Annotated in this window: 14 protein-coding genes; 11 read left to right on the forward strand and 3 right to left on the reverse strand. The window is 28.2% G+C overall.

Going from position 1 to position 16464, the window contains the following annotated elements:
* Window positions 1-118 precede the first annotated feature (118 nt).
* From T483_RS0118575 to T483_RS0118595, 4 genes are all read left to right on the forward strand, one after another.
* A complete protein-coding gene (locus tag T483_RS0118575) occupies window positions 119-952 on the forward strand; it encodes an Rpn family recombination-promoting nuclease/putative transposase (RefSeq protein WP_026888175.1) in 834 nt (277 codons plus the stop codon).
* Window positions 953-1422: 470 nt separating this feature from the next.
* Entirely contained in the window at window positions 1423-1776 is a 354-nt protein-coding gene (locus tag T483_RS0118580) for an SHOCT domain-containing protein (protein WP_026888176.1), read from the forward strand.
* 873 nt (window positions 1777-2649) lie between these two features.
* Complete coding sequence (locus T483_RS0118590) at window positions 2650-3453, forward strand: RNA ligase family protein (RefSeq protein WP_026888177.1); 804 nt, start codon at window positions 2650-2652, stop codon at window positions 3451-3453.
* Between the two features lie 3 nt (window positions 3454-3456).
* A complete protein-coding gene (locus T483_RS0118595; RefSeq protein ID WP_026888178.1) occupies window positions 3457-4620 on the forward strand; it encodes an AAA family ATPase in 1164 nt (387 codons plus the stop codon).
* A 288-nt stretch (window positions 4621-4908) separates the two neighbouring features.
* Here the strand turns inward: T483_RS0118595 and T483_RS0118600 are convergent, their stop codons facing one another.
* On the reverse strand, window positions 4909-6126 hold the full coding sequence (locus T483_RS0118600; protein WP_026888179.1) for a DUF5105 domain-containing protein: 1218 nt from the start codon (window positions 6124-6126) through the stop codon (window positions 4909-4911).
* A 989-nt stretch (window positions 6127-7115) separates the two neighbouring features.
* Here T483_RS0118600 and T483_RS0118605 point away from each other — a divergent pair.
* From T483_RS0118605 to T483_RS0118620, 4 genes are all read left to right on the forward strand, one after another.
* Window positions 7116-7664 carry a DUF1097 domain-containing protein gene (locus T483_RS0118605; RefSeq protein WP_026888180.1) on the forward strand — a complete coding sequence of 183 codons (549 nt, stop codon included), beginning with the start codon at window positions 7116-7118 and terminating at the stop codon, window positions 7662-7664.
* A gap of 62 nt (window positions 7665-7726) precedes the next feature.
* Entirely contained in the window at window positions 7727-9073 is a 1347-nt protein-coding gene (locus T483_RS0118610) for a hypothetical protein (RefSeq protein WP_026888181.1), read from the forward strand.
* Complete coding sequence (locus tag T483_RS0118615) at window positions 9070-10842, forward strand: class II fructose-bisphosphate aldolase (RefSeq protein ID WP_026888182.1); 1773 nt, start codon at window positions 9070-9072, stop codon at window positions 10840-10842. Before T483_RS0118610 ends, T483_RS0118615 begins: the two co-directional genes overlap by 4 nt.
* A 34-nt stretch (window positions 10843-10876) precedes the next feature.
* The gene (locus tag T483_RS0118620; protein ID WP_026888183.1) at window positions 10877-11452 is read left to right on the forward strand and encodes a flavin reductase family protein; all 576 of its coding nucleotides are present in this window, start codon (window positions 10877-10879) and stop codon (window positions 11450-11452) included.
* Window positions 11453-11575: 123 nt separating this feature from the next.
* On the opposite strand, the gene T483_RS0118625 is transcribed toward T483_RS0118620, so the two are convergent.
* Window positions 11576-11878: a DUF6506 family protein gene (locus T483_RS0118625; protein WP_026888184.1), complete on the reverse strand. Its 303-nt coding sequence runs from the start codon at window positions 11876-11878 to the stop codon at window positions 11576-11578.
* A gap of 717 nt (window positions 11879-12595) precedes the next feature.
* Here T483_RS0118625 and T483_RS0118630 point away from each other — a divergent pair.
* The 3 genes from T483_RS0118630 (at window position 12596) to T483_RS0118640 (ending at window position 14777) form a co-directional block, all read left to right on the forward strand.
* The gene (locus T483_RS0118630; RefSeq protein WP_026888185.1) at window positions 12596-13114 is read left to right on the forward strand and encodes a hypothetical protein; all 519 of its coding nucleotides are present in this window, start codon (window positions 12596-12598) and stop codon (window positions 13112-13114) included.
* A 128-nt stretch (window positions 13115-13242) separates the two neighbouring features.
* Window positions 13243-14265 carry a spore photoproduct lyase gene (gene splB / locus T483_RS0118635; protein WP_026888186.1) on the forward strand — a complete coding sequence of 341 codons (1023 nt, stop codon included), beginning with the start codon at window positions 13243-13245 and terminating at the stop codon, window positions 14263-14265.
* A gap of 191 nt (window positions 14266-14456) precedes the next feature.
* Window positions 14457-14777: a YddF family protein gene (locus tag T483_RS0118640; protein WP_026888187.1), complete on the forward strand. Its 321-nt coding sequence runs from the start codon at window positions 14457-14459 to the stop codon at window positions 14775-14777.
* Between the two features lie 183 nt (window positions 14778-14960).
* On the opposite strand, the gene T483_RS0118645 is transcribed toward T483_RS0118640, so the two are convergent.
* Entirely contained in the window at window positions 14961-16283 is a 1323-nt protein-coding gene (locus tag T483_RS0118645) for an alpha-glucosidase/alpha-galactosidase (RefSeq protein ID WP_026888188.1), read from the reverse strand.
* Between the last annotated feature and the right edge of the window lie 181 nt (window positions 16284-16464).

Raw genomic sequence — 16464 nt, forward strand, 5'->3', positions numbered from 1 at the left:
CATAAAACTGTTGATATTAGTGATAGTATTAGCAATTTAAAAAGTGTATCAAATTCGGAGAATTTTCACTATAAATGAGACATTATTTTTGTTAAGCTATTAACTGAAATAATGTTTTATAATTTCACCTAAAAATGATTTTGTCTTTAAATTATTATTTGGAGATGAGAAAAATAAGGATTTATTAATAGAATTATTAAATTCAATATTAAAAATGCCACATGATGAATTAGAAGATATAGAACTAATTAATACAGAACTATTAAGAGAGTTTGCTGAAGATAGAAAAGGAATTTTAGATGTTAGAGCAAAAACTAAAAGTGGTGAACATGTAGATATAGAAATCCAAGTTTTATATACCGATTACATGGCTGAAAGAACATTATTTTATTGGAGTAAAATGTATAATGGTCAGATAAAATCAGGAGATACATATGATAAACTAAAGAAATGTATAACAATAAATATAGTTGATTTTAATTGTATAGAAATAAATAAACTTCATACAAGTTTTCATATTACAGAAGATGAAACAAATAAAAAGTTAACAGATGTATTCGAGATTCATTATTTAGAATTACCCAAATTGTTTGATAATAATATTCAAAAAGATGAATCTGAACCACTGGTTCAATGGATGATGTTCCTACAATCAAGAAATAAGGAGGCGTTTGAAATGTTAGCAGAAAAAAATGAAAAAATAAAAAAAGCATATAATATTCTTGAAGTTATAAGTAAAGATGATAATGCAAGAGCAGCATATGAAGCAAGAGAAGCAGAACTTCATGATCAAATGACAAGACTTAAAAGTGCTAGAGAAGAGGGCATAAAAGAAGAAAGAATAAAAAATGCAAAGAATTTTTTGGTTATGGGATTAGATGTTGATATGGTTGCTAAGGGAACAGGGTTAAGTGTTGATGAGGTTTTAAAAATTAAGAGAGAATTAAATTAATAAAAATAAAATAGTATGATAAATTATTGGATTAAATGTTGTAATAAATGAGGGAGTATATATTTCAAATTGGAGAAATAGATGCTCTTTTATTATGTAAAAAAATATAATATGAGGGAAAATACTTTATGAATTTGGAATTGATAATTATGTTGAAAGAGCAGATGAAGGCTCAAACATTTCATTATCTTTAAAAGATGAGAATAACTCTGTAACAGATATATTTCAAGGTATAGTTACTAATATTTCGGTTAATATTGAGTATTATTCAGCAAATATTTATGGAATTAATGGAAATGATTGGCGAGGAGATGTATAATTATAGCAAAAAGCTATATTTCTGATATATAGATAATTTAGATTTTAATAATGTAGTATTAATAAGCGTTGTGTAAGTTAGAAATAATACGTCAAAATATATTTGTGAAAATGTATAAAGTCTAAACAAAATTGTTTAAGGAGGACGTAATATGTCAAAGAGGGGAAGAGTCAAACCAAATAAAAGTATATCAATTATTGGTATGGTTGCTGGAGCTGGTATGACGTATATTGGAATAACTCAGGCTATACCAGATACAGGTGCATTTGGTGTTGTTTGGACGCTAGTAGCTATCGGAATAGGAGTAGCTAATGCTATCAATGTTTTTAGTGAAAATGGAGTTGCATCATTTCAGATTGATGTTGAAGATAATGAATCTGATGAAGGAAAATATAAGAACTTTGATGAAAAGTTGAGAAAGATTAAAGGTCTTAAAGAAGATGGAATTATAAGTGAAGAGGAATATGAAGCAAAAAGAAAGGAAATATTAAATGAAAAATGGTAGTAGAATTTTATTTTAGTGACATTATTATTAAGAGATGTATCTTTAGCGTTTATATTAATCACAGCAATTTAGCGTCTAAATCATAGAACGTTGTATCAGTGCTACCTTTTGAGATTTAAAAGGTTTATCAAATTCGGAAAATTTTCAATATAGATGGAACCTCATTTTTGTCAAATTGTTAAAATGCATGGAAATGTATATCATATTAAAAGTGATAAAAGAAGCCAAAATAGTTGTGATATGGATTAATTTGACATATAAATATTAAAATGTTATATTTATATAAATTGTAATTTTGAGAGGAAGAGAACTATGTAATGTGTATATTCTAATAGATTATATCTAATTTTATTAGGTAGTCGATTATATCAAGAATATTTGATATAAAATTAAGAGATTTATTAAAAGTATGATAAATAAAAGTTTTTATATTAAAGAAAACTTCTTTTTTGAGATGCTCTTATTTAAATCGCATGAAAATAAAATGGCAGATGGACTTGCTATTTTTTGAATGTGCCTAATTAGAATATACTTTTCAATAACATAGCAAAGGCAATTATAAGATGTGATATTTTATTATTACTTTCTTTTAAATGTTTAATTCTCTAAAAAAGCAATATCTTTTTTAGTTTATTTGTGTTGTGAAAAGTTAAATTCGCAGCACTTTTTATTTTGTAAAAATATTGGTGCACGGAGAGATTTTGTGATTGTAGATGTTCAATATAAATTTCTCATTGAAAATAATAAGTTGAACTTATACTATCAGGGACACAATGTCTAGGGTCTAATCCACTGTTATCTCCCACTTAAAAGAAGATGTGAGTGTTACAGTAGCTAGACATCAGATAAATAAACTAAGAAAGAAGAGATAATATGGACGGAATGTTTAAATATCCAAGAACTCGTCACATTGAGGGGTCAAGGCTTCAAGCTGGCGATGAGGATTTAAAAAGTGTTAAATTTGAATTTATTAAAGATAAATATATAGTTGTAGAAGAAAAAGTTGATGGAGCAAATACAGGAATCAGCTTTGACAAAAGCGGAAATCTACTTTTGCAGAGCAGAGGTCATTTTTTAAATGGAGGATATGGTGAAAAGCAGTTTTCACTATTTAAAATGTGGGCTAATTCTAATAAAAATGAACTTGAAAGCATACTAGGAAGTAGATATGTAATGTATGGGGAATGGTTATATGCAAAGCACACTGTTTTCTATGATGAACTCACTCATTATTTTATGGAATTTGATATTTATGATAAGTTAGAAAACAAATTTTTAAGTACTAAAAGAAGGAAGGAAATGCTTCAAGGACATAAATTTATCACTTCAGTTTTAGTACTCTATGAAGGAAAATTGAACAAATTAAAAGAGTTAACTTCGTTTTTAGGTAGATCCAATTTTAAATCTGAAAACTGCCAGGAAGTTTTTAAAAATCAATGTGAAGAATTAAATTTGTCTTATGAAATTGCAAAAAAGCAAACAGATGCATCAGACTTAATGGAAGGATTATATATTAAGGTTGAAAGTGAAAATGAAGTTACAGATAGGTTTAAATATGTAAGGAACTCTTTTCTAAATACTATATTAGATTCTGAAACTCATTGGATTAATAGACCTATTATTCCTAATAAACTTAAAGATGGGTTAGATTTATTTTCTCTAGGAGAAGAGGTGTAAGAAATGAAGATTAATTTATTTGAAAATATAATTAATAAACAATTTGATTTTCAGAGTATAGCCGATAGCTTTCAAGTTATAAATAACTTTACTAAAATACCTCAAAATCCAAAATATCATGGCGAAGGGAATGTTTATATTCACACTAAGAATGTCTGTGACGAGCTTTTGAATTTAAATGAATGGAAGGAGCTTTCTAATAAGCAAAGGGTGATTTTATATTTAGCTGCCTTGTTCCATGATATAGGCAAAATAAGTTGTACCAAAATTGAAGATGGAGAAATAGTATCTCCAAAGCATGCCATAAAAGGGGCAAAGAGGTTTAGAGAACTAGTTTATATAGAATATGCTCAAAAATATGAAATTGACTTTCAAACTAGAGAACAAATTGCAGCCTTAATAAAATATCATGGCTTGCCACTACTCTTTATGGAGAAGGAAGATTTAGAGTATAATTTAATTAAAGCAAGTGAATGCTTGGACATGAATTTATTATATCTTTTGTCAAAGGCAGATCTGTTAGGAAGAGAATGTGGCGATAAAAAAGAGCTTTTAAATAAGATAGATTATTTTAGGGAATATTCTATTGAAATAGGATGTTTTTATTCTAAAAAAGAATTTATAAATGAATATACGAGATTTAAGTATTTCAACACTAAAAATATATGGTATGGTGATGAAGTATTTGATATCACAAGCTTTGAAGTTGTAGTAATGGTTGGACTTCCACTTGCAGGTAAGGATACTTATATAAAAGAAAATTTGAGCCATATGCATGTGATTTCCTTAGATGATATAAGAGAAGAATTTAATGTATCACCAAGGGATAATTCAAGTAAAATTGCCATGATTGCAAAAGATAGAGCAAAGGATCATCTGCGATTAAAGGAGCCATTTGTATGGGATGCAACAAATATTGTAAGTGATACTAGAAAGAAGTTATGTGATTTATTTTCATCTTATGGAGCTAGAGTCAAATTTATTTATATTGAAGTGCCATATAACGAACTTATTTCAAGGAATAGAATTAGAGCTAGAAGCGTGCCAATAAAAGTAATAAATAACATGATTCATAAATTTGATATGCTAGAGAGCTTTGAAGGATATAAAACGGAATTTCATGTGAATGGAGATTCTAAAGAAGTAAGTATTGAAAAGGAATATTAGAGGTTAGAGTTAAAATCAAAAATGGTGAGCAAATAGATATATAAAGCCAAGTTCTATATAAAGAATATATGGCAGAAATAACTTTATTTTATGATTATTCTAGTAAAAATAAAGAGTAGAATATATTACCGTATTGGTTAGTTAAAAAATAGAGGAACACATATTTTTAAAATCAAAAATATGTGTTCCTCTATTATGTGAAAATAATGGATATAAAAAATCGAAATAAGCCCAATAAATATGGCTATTTATATTTAAAAACTTTAATAGATAACTCAATAAATTTTATTATTTCATAACCATTTTAGAAATGCCTTCAGTATAATTAGTTGTATCTGATGGCAACCATATATTTCCGACTTTGGTGAAGCTGAATGTATTTTCAGTTGTTGTTGAGCTTATTTGGCCATTATTAATTGAATCTATTAGATTTGCAACGTAAGCTTCTGTAAGTTTTTGTTTATCTCTAATACCATTTGATAGTGCCTGAGAGGTAGTAATATTTGCAGCATCTTTAGAGATTTGATCTCTATCTATAAATGTTGATGATACTTTAACTTGTGCAGAATTATCTGTTTTAGACACTTCTTCAAAATTAACTGAGTTTTTACTTATAGCACTTCTTAGAGCAGTTATCATTCCTTGAAGTTGCTCATCTGATAATGAAATACTAGATTGTCCAGATTCTTTCTTGAAAGTTTTAAAATCATTCTTATTTATATTCTTAATTATTCTTTCTCCAAAAGCTTTGCTGTAACCAAGTTTCTCCATGCCGCTACTATCTTCCTTAATTACTAAGTTCCAAAAAACTTCAGCACTTTCTTTTGGTGAGATACTTTCTTCATCAATATTAAGATTAGCATTATCTTTATTTACCGCTAATTCAGCTAACTTGTATCCGAAATTAGTTTGATCATCTGCAATCCAATGTCTATTAACCTTTTTAAATTTAAATGTATTTGAAGATTTATCAGAGCTTACTTCTGCATTTTTTAATCCTTCTGCAAGCTTGTCTAAATACATTTCAATAAATTTTTTATTTTCCTCTTCATTACTTGTAAATTCTATCTTATCCGTTTCATCTAAAGCATCCATTGCTGCTTGTTCATCGATCTTTTTTATATCAAAATTAGTAGTTGAAATTTCTACTTCGGCTTCGTCACCAGATTTAGAAATTTGCTTTGTTTCATAGGTAATCTTTGAAAGTGCTTCTTTATATGCTTCGCATATAGAATTTAATTGTTCATCTGAAGCTGAATATTGCATCAAAAGAACATTTTTTCTTAATTGATCCTTAATTTTATCTTCGTATTCTTTTACTATATTGTCCTTCTCAGAGTCAGATACCCCTATCTTTTGAAGATCTTTAGCATCAGATTTAAATATTAGTGAACAGTAAATGTCAGCAGAATTTTTTGCTGCATTATTATCAAAGCATCCACTAAATAAAAAACTAAATAGTAACACCACCAATGCTAAAAAACTAATTATTCTTTTTTTCTTCATTATTTTTTACCCCTATCATTTTAAGTTTAGTAATTAACAAAGTACATTATATCATCCAATTAAAGTAATTTAAAGTTGTTTTTTACTAATATGGATGCTATTATAAAATGGAATTGGGGTAAAATTTCATATCTATCTTTAAAGATAAAGAGAAAAGAGTGATGAAAATAATGAAGGATAGATTAAAGAAAATATGTTAAATACAGTTAAATTTCAGCAGTAATTAAATTTTAAATCTTTTCATTTTGTTTGTGGCGTATATGGCAGATGAGCAAAGGTCTAAAACCAGCATTATCTGAAATAAGCTCAAGAAATATTAAAACTTAAAACAGAAAAGTATACGACAATTTCAATAATGAAGATTGTGAAAGGAAATGTATAACTTGCTGTTTTTAGATTACAAGGAGATAAGTCAGAAAGTGATTACTATGATTGTAAAGACCCAATAGAAAATTTGAGATTGGAAATTAATGTAATAAAGAAATAAATTAATATTGATTAGGGCAACATTGAGTATCTAGTAAAAATTAAGCAAATTAAAATATCTTAGAATAAATATAAGATGTTTTAATTTGCTTTTTTTTAGGTCTATTTGAGTAATATCAAAGTATTATGTTTGTGCATTAAATCATATAGACATAATTCAAATCAGATGACTTATTGATTTGAAATGTTTTTTAAAATTAAATTGTAAACATGAATAATAATTTTATCATAATTACTGATAAAATTATTAGGAAGTTTAAGAAAACTGGATTGAATGGAAGCATTGACCATATAACTATATTGTATATCGGTATAAACGATAATATGAAAGTTTTCAGTTATCGGCAAAAATGATAAAATCTAAACATGTTAAGGCGAGGCAATGATTACAGATGCATATGTATAATTTTGCTTATCGGTTTTAATGATTTTAAGTATTAGATTATGTATAGTTTATTTCTATACTATATAAGCGAAGGGGGCGAAGAAAGTGATTTTGAATTTTGAGAAAATACTATGTAAGAGGAGATGGAATTGTGGATAAGAAAGTCAAAGTAAAAGAAACTTTAGCATTGTTATTAAGTGTTGGAATAATTGTTCCTATTTGGGGAACATTTCATTCTTTAATTGGTATTGAGATAACTTGGCCAGCATTTGCTTCATCAGCATTGTTTTTTGCTGCAAACTGTAAAATCAGAGATTCTATAAATATTGCTTTTGGACATGCAGTTGGAGTTATGTGGGGAATAATGTTTTTAAGTATATTAAACTTTCCTAAATTTGCACAATATGATAACCGAGTAGTTCTATTTATTACTTTATGCATTTTGGGGATGTTAGCTGTATTTGTTACTAATATTGGATTTAAGTTATTATCTCACTTGCCATCTCTATTTTCAGGATGGGCTATTGCAGTAGGAGGCTTAGGAAGCATTCCTTTAGTTAATTGGGGTAACCAGCCATTAGATATATTTCTATCAACAGCAGCTGGAGTGTTTATAATTGGAGGAGGAATATCAAGCATACAATCTTATTTACTAAAGAAGGTATAAATGATAATTATCAAATTTAAATTAAGACATATTAAAAAAATAGTATAAAATGGGGTGTAACTTTGAGTAATATAGAAGGTGAAAATTTAAATGCTACAAATAATGAAAGTATTTCTTTTAAAAGAGTATCTGATTTATTTGAAAAATTAAAAGGATATTTTTATGCAAATAATATTTGCAAACAAGATTTTATAAACTTATCAACAAATGAAAATTTTTTAAGTAGTTTAGTTAGAATAAGTAATCCATCTTTGCAAGGAGGATACTCTTATAATAAGTTTATAAATTCAAATGATACAGATAATATTATAGAAAAAGAGTTAAAAGATATTACAAAAAAAATAGCAAAAAGTATGTTTGAATGCGAGGTCTTCAATTTTGATATCTGTAGCAGCGTAAAAGCTCAACAATCAATATTATTAGGTATTTGTAATTATGGAGATTCAATACTTCATTTTAAAAAGAGTAAGTATGAAGATTCATCCCTTGAAGAGTTAGCAAAAAAGTTTCCAATAAAAATATATAATATACCTATTCATGAAAAAAGTCTTGAGATTAACATGAGTGAATTAGAAAGTTTAATAAAAGAACATCCTGAAATAAAGCTTATAATGCTTGATCAAACAGTGAAATTAAGAGAAGAATCGTTAATGGATTTAAGAAATGTAGTTCCTGATAACGTGATCATAAGTTATGACTGTAGTGATAGTGCAGGATTAATTGCAAGTGGTATATTACCACAACCATCATTGATGGGGGTAGATATTATTTATGGATGTACAAATACTACAATACCTGGGCCACAAAAAGGATTTATAGGATTTAAAGATGCGAATAATCCTTATTATGAATCTATATCTAATTGGTGCAAATTATATCTTCAAAGCAGTTCACATAACGAACAAATTGGTCAGCTATTACTTTCACTTTATGAAATGAAGGTGTTTGGCAGACAGTACTGTATACAAATGGTTGATAATGCTAAAGCATTTGCAAGGGAATTATATAATGAAGGATTTAATGTATTTGGGGAAAGTTTTGGATTTACTGAAACAAACCAAGTATACATTGTAATAGGATCTTTGCAAAAAACTTTAGATTGCCGCAAAAATATACTGTTAAGAGCAGGCATATATGTAGATATTGTTGAAATACCAGGAGAAAGTGAAGTTTTTGGTTTAAAACTTGGAACACAAGCAATGACTAGACGTGGATTTACAGCTCTAGAGTTTAAAGAAATTGCGAGAATTTTAGGTAAGCTTATACTAAAAGATGAGAAGCCAGAAAATATTAAATTTGAGGTAAAAGCATTTCTTGAAAGATATCCAATGTTCCCATTAAAGTTTTCTTTCGATAAGTTTCTTAATGAAGATTTAGTAAAAGAACTTATAAGTGAGGTTTTAAGATGAATAATTTGGATATTATAAATAGCATAGGTAAAAAATGTAGTTCTTCAATGGCAATTATATATAGTGAAGATAACAGTCCTAAATGGTTAAAGGATATTATTAAATCAAAAAAAATGAATATAGTTTGTGTTAACAATAAATCTATGTTAGATCATATCATGGTCACATTTGGAGAAACAAATATATCTATAGTGATAATAGATATAGGTCCTATTTCTGGAGAGGCAGCATTAAAATTAGTAGATGAAAAGGTAAAAGAGATAAGGACTATCTCATCAAGCTGCGGAGTTTTGATTATATGTAACAACGATAATCAAATTAACAAAAATATACTTCCAGAGTATACATGGGTAGTCACGCACGAAATGAATCTAGATTATTTTGGAAAGATCATTGATAGTATTCTTCTAGTAAAAGAAGATAAATATGAAAGTTCAAGAAAGTGGACAATTAGTTCAAGTATGAATATTAAGAGAATAAGGAAATCAAAGCCATTATTTAAAGCAACATGTCCCAATTTTAATATTAAACATCCATCTATTTTAGTACCTATTTCTATGGCTTCAAAAGAACTAAATACACCAGTTTTCTTTGAAATTTCACCTCAAGAAGCATTAGTCTATTATGATCCAATGGGGGACAATTGCATAGAAAGAGTAAAAAATGTATTAAAACAATTAAGGGAAGATGTAGATTTTGTAAAAGAAGCCCTTGGAGCTCAAATATATCTTCACCTTGATCATTGTGATGATGCCGATCTTATAATTTACGCAATAAATATTGGATTCGATTCTGTTATGGCAGATGGTTCAAAACAGAATCTAGCATCAAATATACAATTCGTAAAAAACGCAGTAAATTATGCTAAAAAGTTTAATGTACTTGTTGAGGGGGAAGTTTCAGCTATAGATACTTTTGGAAGACAAAAATCCTATAAAACGAGGCTAGAAGATTTAAAAGAATTTTCAAGTTTAACAGGAGCAGATTATATAGGTGTAAATATAGGACAAGTTCATGGAAGTGATTATGGCTTTGATAGATCAAGAAATTCCTATAGAAAAATACTAGGAATCAAAGATAATCATGGTAGCTTTGATGTAAAAAGTTTGTATTTAGCTTGTTATGAAATTGAAAAAGAAATGGCGAATTCTTTGTTAGAAGAGATGCCTGACAATATAATACGTTTTATAAAAAGGAAAATTTCATCAAAGGGCAATTTTTACTCAATAGATGATATATTAAAGGATTTTGGGGAAATGTCACTTTACAACGAATATCTATTATCTAAGGTAATATCAGAATTTCATATAAAAAGTTCAATAGTTTCTAATGAAATAATTGATAAATATGAGGAAGTTCTAGGCATTAGTTGTAAAGCTCATGCTAAGGATGATTCTAAAAGACTTTTAGATATTGAATTACTAAGTGATTTAAATAAAAATGTAGTCTCAAAATCATCGAAATTAGTGTTACATGGTGGAAGTTCAATTTGCGACGAGGATTTAAGTATAATTAAGGAATTTAATATAGCAAGAATTAACTTTGGGAGCGAAGTATTTAATTTATACCTTAAAGCTCTACTTGATAAGAGTGGATATATTGATAAAGAAATAAATTACTCTAATACGCTGTTTATAAACAATTATCTTTATAAATATGCGAGTGATTGGAGAGATTGGGTAGTAAATCCACCTAGTTTTCTCAATGGATTTAAAGACCAAATAATAAATAGATATTTTAAACCATTAAATAATGAAAATAATTTATAAAATTATTAAATAAAACGAAATGGAGTGATTTTTTATGAAAAAAAAGACTATGGGAGCTAAGCCATTTTTATTACCAATGACTACAGTATTAGCAGGAGCGAGCAGGGAAGGAAAAGCTAATTATATGCCAGTATCTTTCTGTGGTATTATTCAACAATCACCAGCATTAATAGTAATATCAGTTGGTCCTACGCACTATACGAATAAAGCAATAAAGGATAGCCAAGGGTTTAGTGTTAATATACCATCAGCAGATATGGTTGAGATAACTGATTACTGTGGATTAATAAGTGGAGTAAATAATGATAAATCAGTACTTTTTGATAACTTTTATGGAAAATTAGAAAATATACCAATGATAAAAGAATGCCGTCTAAATCTTGAATGTAAACTTGTAAATTCAATAGATTTAGGGGGAACACATGAATTGTTTATAGGCGAGATTCTAGAAAGTTATATAGATGAAGATTGCATTACAAATAATTTACCAGATATAAAGAAAATAGATCCAATAACATATTCGGTTGGAAGTAATGAATATTGGAGAGTTGGAGAATATATAGGAAAAGCTTGGGGAGTAGGCAAGAACTACGAAGCAATAAAAAAATAAAATTTAAACTTATATTAATTTGCAAATATTATATCTGTAATAAGGTATAAATTATAATATATTAGGAAATCTGTTGAAAAACATAACAGATTTCCTGTTATGTTTTTTAACGATTATTAATCACTAGAACATGTCGTCACCGCTTTTATAGTTGAAACCAGGATGACTATCAAATCTAACTGCCCCTACGACTGCCTTGCCTTTTACTGCTTTATTTACTATTGCAGTACCTTCTATTCCAAATGCAGCGCAAAGTTCTATTGCAGTAATACCTTCCTCAGCTAACTCAATTGCGACTTGCTCAGCTTCTTGATAATTATCAACTCCTACTACTGTTAGTGCCACATTCGGAGTATCTACTACTGTTTTGTGCTTACTGTGATTAGCTTCTGGAGCTATAAACATAAATGCTGCTTTAAGTTTCATATTTATTCATTCCCTTCAATATAATTCCGACTAAATTAAAAAACAACAAGTAAAATTGCTTGTCTATCTTTTATCTATGTTTTTACGTATTTTTATAATATATTAACATAATATTACTTATATAAATATTTATAATTAATATGTTATTTTGTACCATTAAAAACAATAAAAGTTTAACACAAAGAACTTTTTTATTCAATAATAAAATTATAGACAATTTCTAAATACCTGAGATTTTCAGTTGATAAATTTTAGCTCTGTAGCAATTCAATCCATTCAGCTGAGTCATATTTTGAGCAGAAAAGGAAGTCATTTTAGAATGGTAGTCTTTGTGTAGAACCTTTATTATAAGTAATGCTTATTATGTAAAAGTATTTTGTAAAATGAAAATGTATACAAAGTTTTTAGATTAATTGTATCCAATGGTAAAAATACAGCATAATTACATATTTAATTTATTAATTAAGTTTATTATTTATGTTATAATAAATTTGAAACAAGTATTCTACAGATTATTTTTTGTAGAAAGGAGTAATAAAAGCAAAATGTTTAACGTTAACAATGGGACTATGAAGTCATATTTAGATAAGAATAGTTAATCGGTACAGAATTAAATTTCTTTGTTTGAATAAAAAAATTTAAAACTCTTAAAATAAGAAAAATCTTTATAAATAGAGTATTAAAATTTACATTAAAATATAAAAAAGGAGAACGAATATGAAACAAGATAAAAATTATCTATCAGCAATTTTAATTGTAGCGGCTACTGGTTTTAGCTTATTTATTATTATGCAGAATTTTTTAACTAAAACAAATGAGAGAGGAGTTAGTGCTGGATTGCCATTAATGATTCCAACGTTAGCATTAATTATTCCTTTAGCGATAATAATTATAACAATGATTTCAAGGGAAGTTAGATATAAGAAAGCTCTGGCTAATGGAGTTAAAAGTGTGGGACTTATTAGAAAGGTAACAGAAACAGGGAAGAAGTATTCAAGAAAATTGGAAGAAGTTAAATTAGAACTTGATGTTTTAGAGCAGAATGGAAATAAGTTTTTAGGGGAAGTAACAACAGGCATTCGTTATGCAGAATTAGAGTTCTTAAAAGAAGGGGAGCCAGTTCCTGTTATTTATAAATTAGATAATAAGCAAGAAATATCAATAGATAGGAAACCCAATGTAAACGAGCTTAAGGATAGAATAAGCAATTATAAAACACAAAATAATATTAAGTAATTAAAAGTAAATTTAGGTATATATAATATAATTTTTAGCAAATACTAGCTTTATATAAACAAACACACAATAAATATAGAGAGGGGAGAAAAAGAACCAGCGTGTATATGCTGGTTTTTTGAAAAAATATGTTTATACCTAAAAGAGTTATATTTGAAAAAGATTCATTAGATTATGAGGCAGCTAAAAATATTTTAAACAAGTTTAAAGATAAAGAGGATGTTGAAATTATCAATATTACTTCAAATAAATTGAAACAGCATATTCCTGGAGAAGATTTTTATGCTCAGTATAGGGAAGGAAAAAAGACTTTAGTGGTTGGAACAAAGAAGAGTCTGAAATTTCAATCCTGTAAGCCTTCGGCCCATTATCAGTTACCATTAATATCAGGGTGTATGGGGCAATGTGAATATTGTTATTTAAACACAAAACTTGGAGATAAACCTTTTGTGAAGGTACATGTAAATATTGATGAAATTTTAAGTCAGGCTCAGAAGTATATAGATGAAAGGTTGCCTGAAATAACCATATTTGAAGGTGCAGCTACATCAGATCCAATACCAGTGGAACCTTATACTCATTCACTTGAAAAGGCTATCGTATTTTTTGGTAAGCATGAGAATGCTAGATTTAGATTCGTGACAAAGTATAACGATATAGATTCACTATTGGATTTAGAGCATAATGGTCATACTGAAATGAGATTTAGCATTAATACATCATCAGTTATTAATAAGTATGAGCATGCAACAGCTTCTCGTGACTTAAGGATAGAAGCTAGTATAAAGGCGGCTAAAGCAGGATATCCAATTGGCTTTTTAGTTGCACCTGTGTTCATTTATCCAAATTGGAAAGAAGAATATCATGATTTATTGCTAAGTTTAAGTAAAAATCTGCCAAGGGATTTAAAAACTCCAGTGACCTTTGAAATAATATCTCATCGTTATACATCAACAGCGAAAAATATAATACTTCAGGTTTTTCCAGAAAGTGAATTACCAATGAGTGATGAAGAGCGTAAATTCAAATATGGTCAATTTGGATATGGAAAGTACGTTTATCCAAAAGAAAATATAGATGAAATGAAACAATTCTTTATAAAAGAAATAGAGGACTTGTTCGAAAATAAAGAAATTAAGTATGTTATATAAATAACTATAAAAATTAGAATTTTATTGAACTTTAATTTCATTACAGTATATTACGTCTAAAAAGGAGCATATGAAAGGTGCTCCTTTGTATCTTGTAAATACTTTATTTATAGGATAAAAGTATATTATTCAAAGGAAAGCATTGGCAAGAGCAAAGTTTATGTAATAATATATTAATAGAGGTGATGAGAATGAAGATAGGAATATTTAATGGAACTGTTGCTACAACAAATGGAGTATATAAAATAAGTGACATAGACATAAAGGAGGCAAAAGAACTTCTAATTGAAAATGGATTTATATCTGCAATAGGCCATGAGGCAACGGCAGAAGCAGTATCTGATACATTTAATATGGATATTAAAATGAACCGTATAAATTTTAAGCAGGAAGTAGGGCAAAAAGCCATAGTTTTTAAATTAAATGAAAGGCCAGAGGAAGGAAGAATACTTTCAAGAAAAGAGATAGAAGCGATAGGTTATTCATTTAAGTTAATGGAGAGATTAGAATAAAACAATTCTATAGAGTATTTATAAAGCAGTAGTGAGTGATTCCCTACTGCTATTGGTTATGGCAGTGAGGTTTAAATAATAGTTTCATATTGAGTTAGCTAAATAATAGGTTGTCTAAGAATAATTCATAGACAACTTATTATTTTCTTGTTAGTATACTCAAATTATATGAATATGCTAATCTTATTTAAAGTCTTTCATATAATCTCCGTGAGCTTGGATCATTTCATCACACATTTTTATAATATCATCAATGGATAGTTCAGCAGCTGTATGTGGATCCATCATGGCAGCTTGATAGATTTTACGTCTATCTTTTGTAACTGCTGCTTCAATTGTCAATAGCTGAGCATTTATATTACTCATATTCATAGCAGCAAGTTGAGTTGGAAGTTTTCCTACATGAGTTGGATGAATTCCCATAGCGTCAACCATACAAGGAACTTCTACACAGGCATCAGTTGGTAAATTATCAATGAGCCCGGTGTTTATTACATTACCACCAATTTTATAAGGAGTATTAGTCACAATTGCCTCCATAATATAAGATGCATATTCTTTTGAGCGTTCATGTGTAACTTTACCGTCAAGTAATATTTCATTTTTCTCTTTTTGCCAACCCTCAATTTGTTCAATACATCTTCTTGGATATTCATCTAGGGGTATATTAAATTTATCAATTAGTTCTGGATATTTTGATTTAATGAAAAAAGGATTATATTCTGCATTATGTTCGCTTGACTCAGTGCAGTAGTATCCAAGGTGTTTGATGTATTCATAACGAACCATGTCTTTATGTTTTTCTTCACCAGAATTTTTTAGCTCAGCTCTTTTTCTAATCTCAGGATATAAATCATTGCCTGCTTTATCATATATTTCTAATAACCAACCCATATGATTAATACCAGCAATTAGCTCTTTTCTACCTTCTAGTTTATCTTCCATGCCTAAATCTTTTAACAAATTTTCTGAACATACTTGTACACTATGACAAAGTCCAATTGTTTTCACTTTAGTGAAACGTTGCATAAAACCTGTAAGCATAGCCATTGGATTAGTATAGTTTAAGAAATATGCATCAGGGCATACTTCTTCAATATCTTTTGCGAAGTCAGCCATTACGGGAATTGTCCTTAGAGCTCTCATAATTCCACCGATTCCCATTGTATCTGCAATAGTTTGTTTTAAGCCATATTTTTTAGGAATTTCAAAATCTGTGATTGTGCAAGGATCATATCCTCCAACCTGAATAGCATTAACCACAAAAGTTGCATCTTTGAGTGCTAGCTTTCTATTTTCAACGCCTAAAAAACATTTTATATTAGCCCTGCCATTATTTATATTTTTGTTGATTGCATTTAGGATTATTTCACTTTCCTTTAATCTTTCCTCATCAATATCATAAAGTGCAATTTCACTATCTCGTAGTGCTTTTGTGCACATACAATCACCTAACACATTTCTTGCAAATACAGTACTTCCAGCTCCCATAAATGTAATTTTCATATAATCATCCTCCTTGAGTAATTTTGATTTTATTATAGATAAATTATATAATTGTAAATGTATACTTTCTATGTTCTATGTTTCTAAAAATTGTGCTTATGTTGAATGTTTTTATATTTGCATTAATAAAAATTAGAAGCAGATTTATGATTTCGGTAAGTTTCCACATAAATTTAGTTTT

The organism is Clostridium beijerinckii HUN142 (assembly GCF_000621745.1).
Taxonomy (GTDB): Bacteria; Bacillota; Clostridia; order Clostridiales; family Clostridiaceae; genus Clostridium; species Clostridium beijerinckii_A.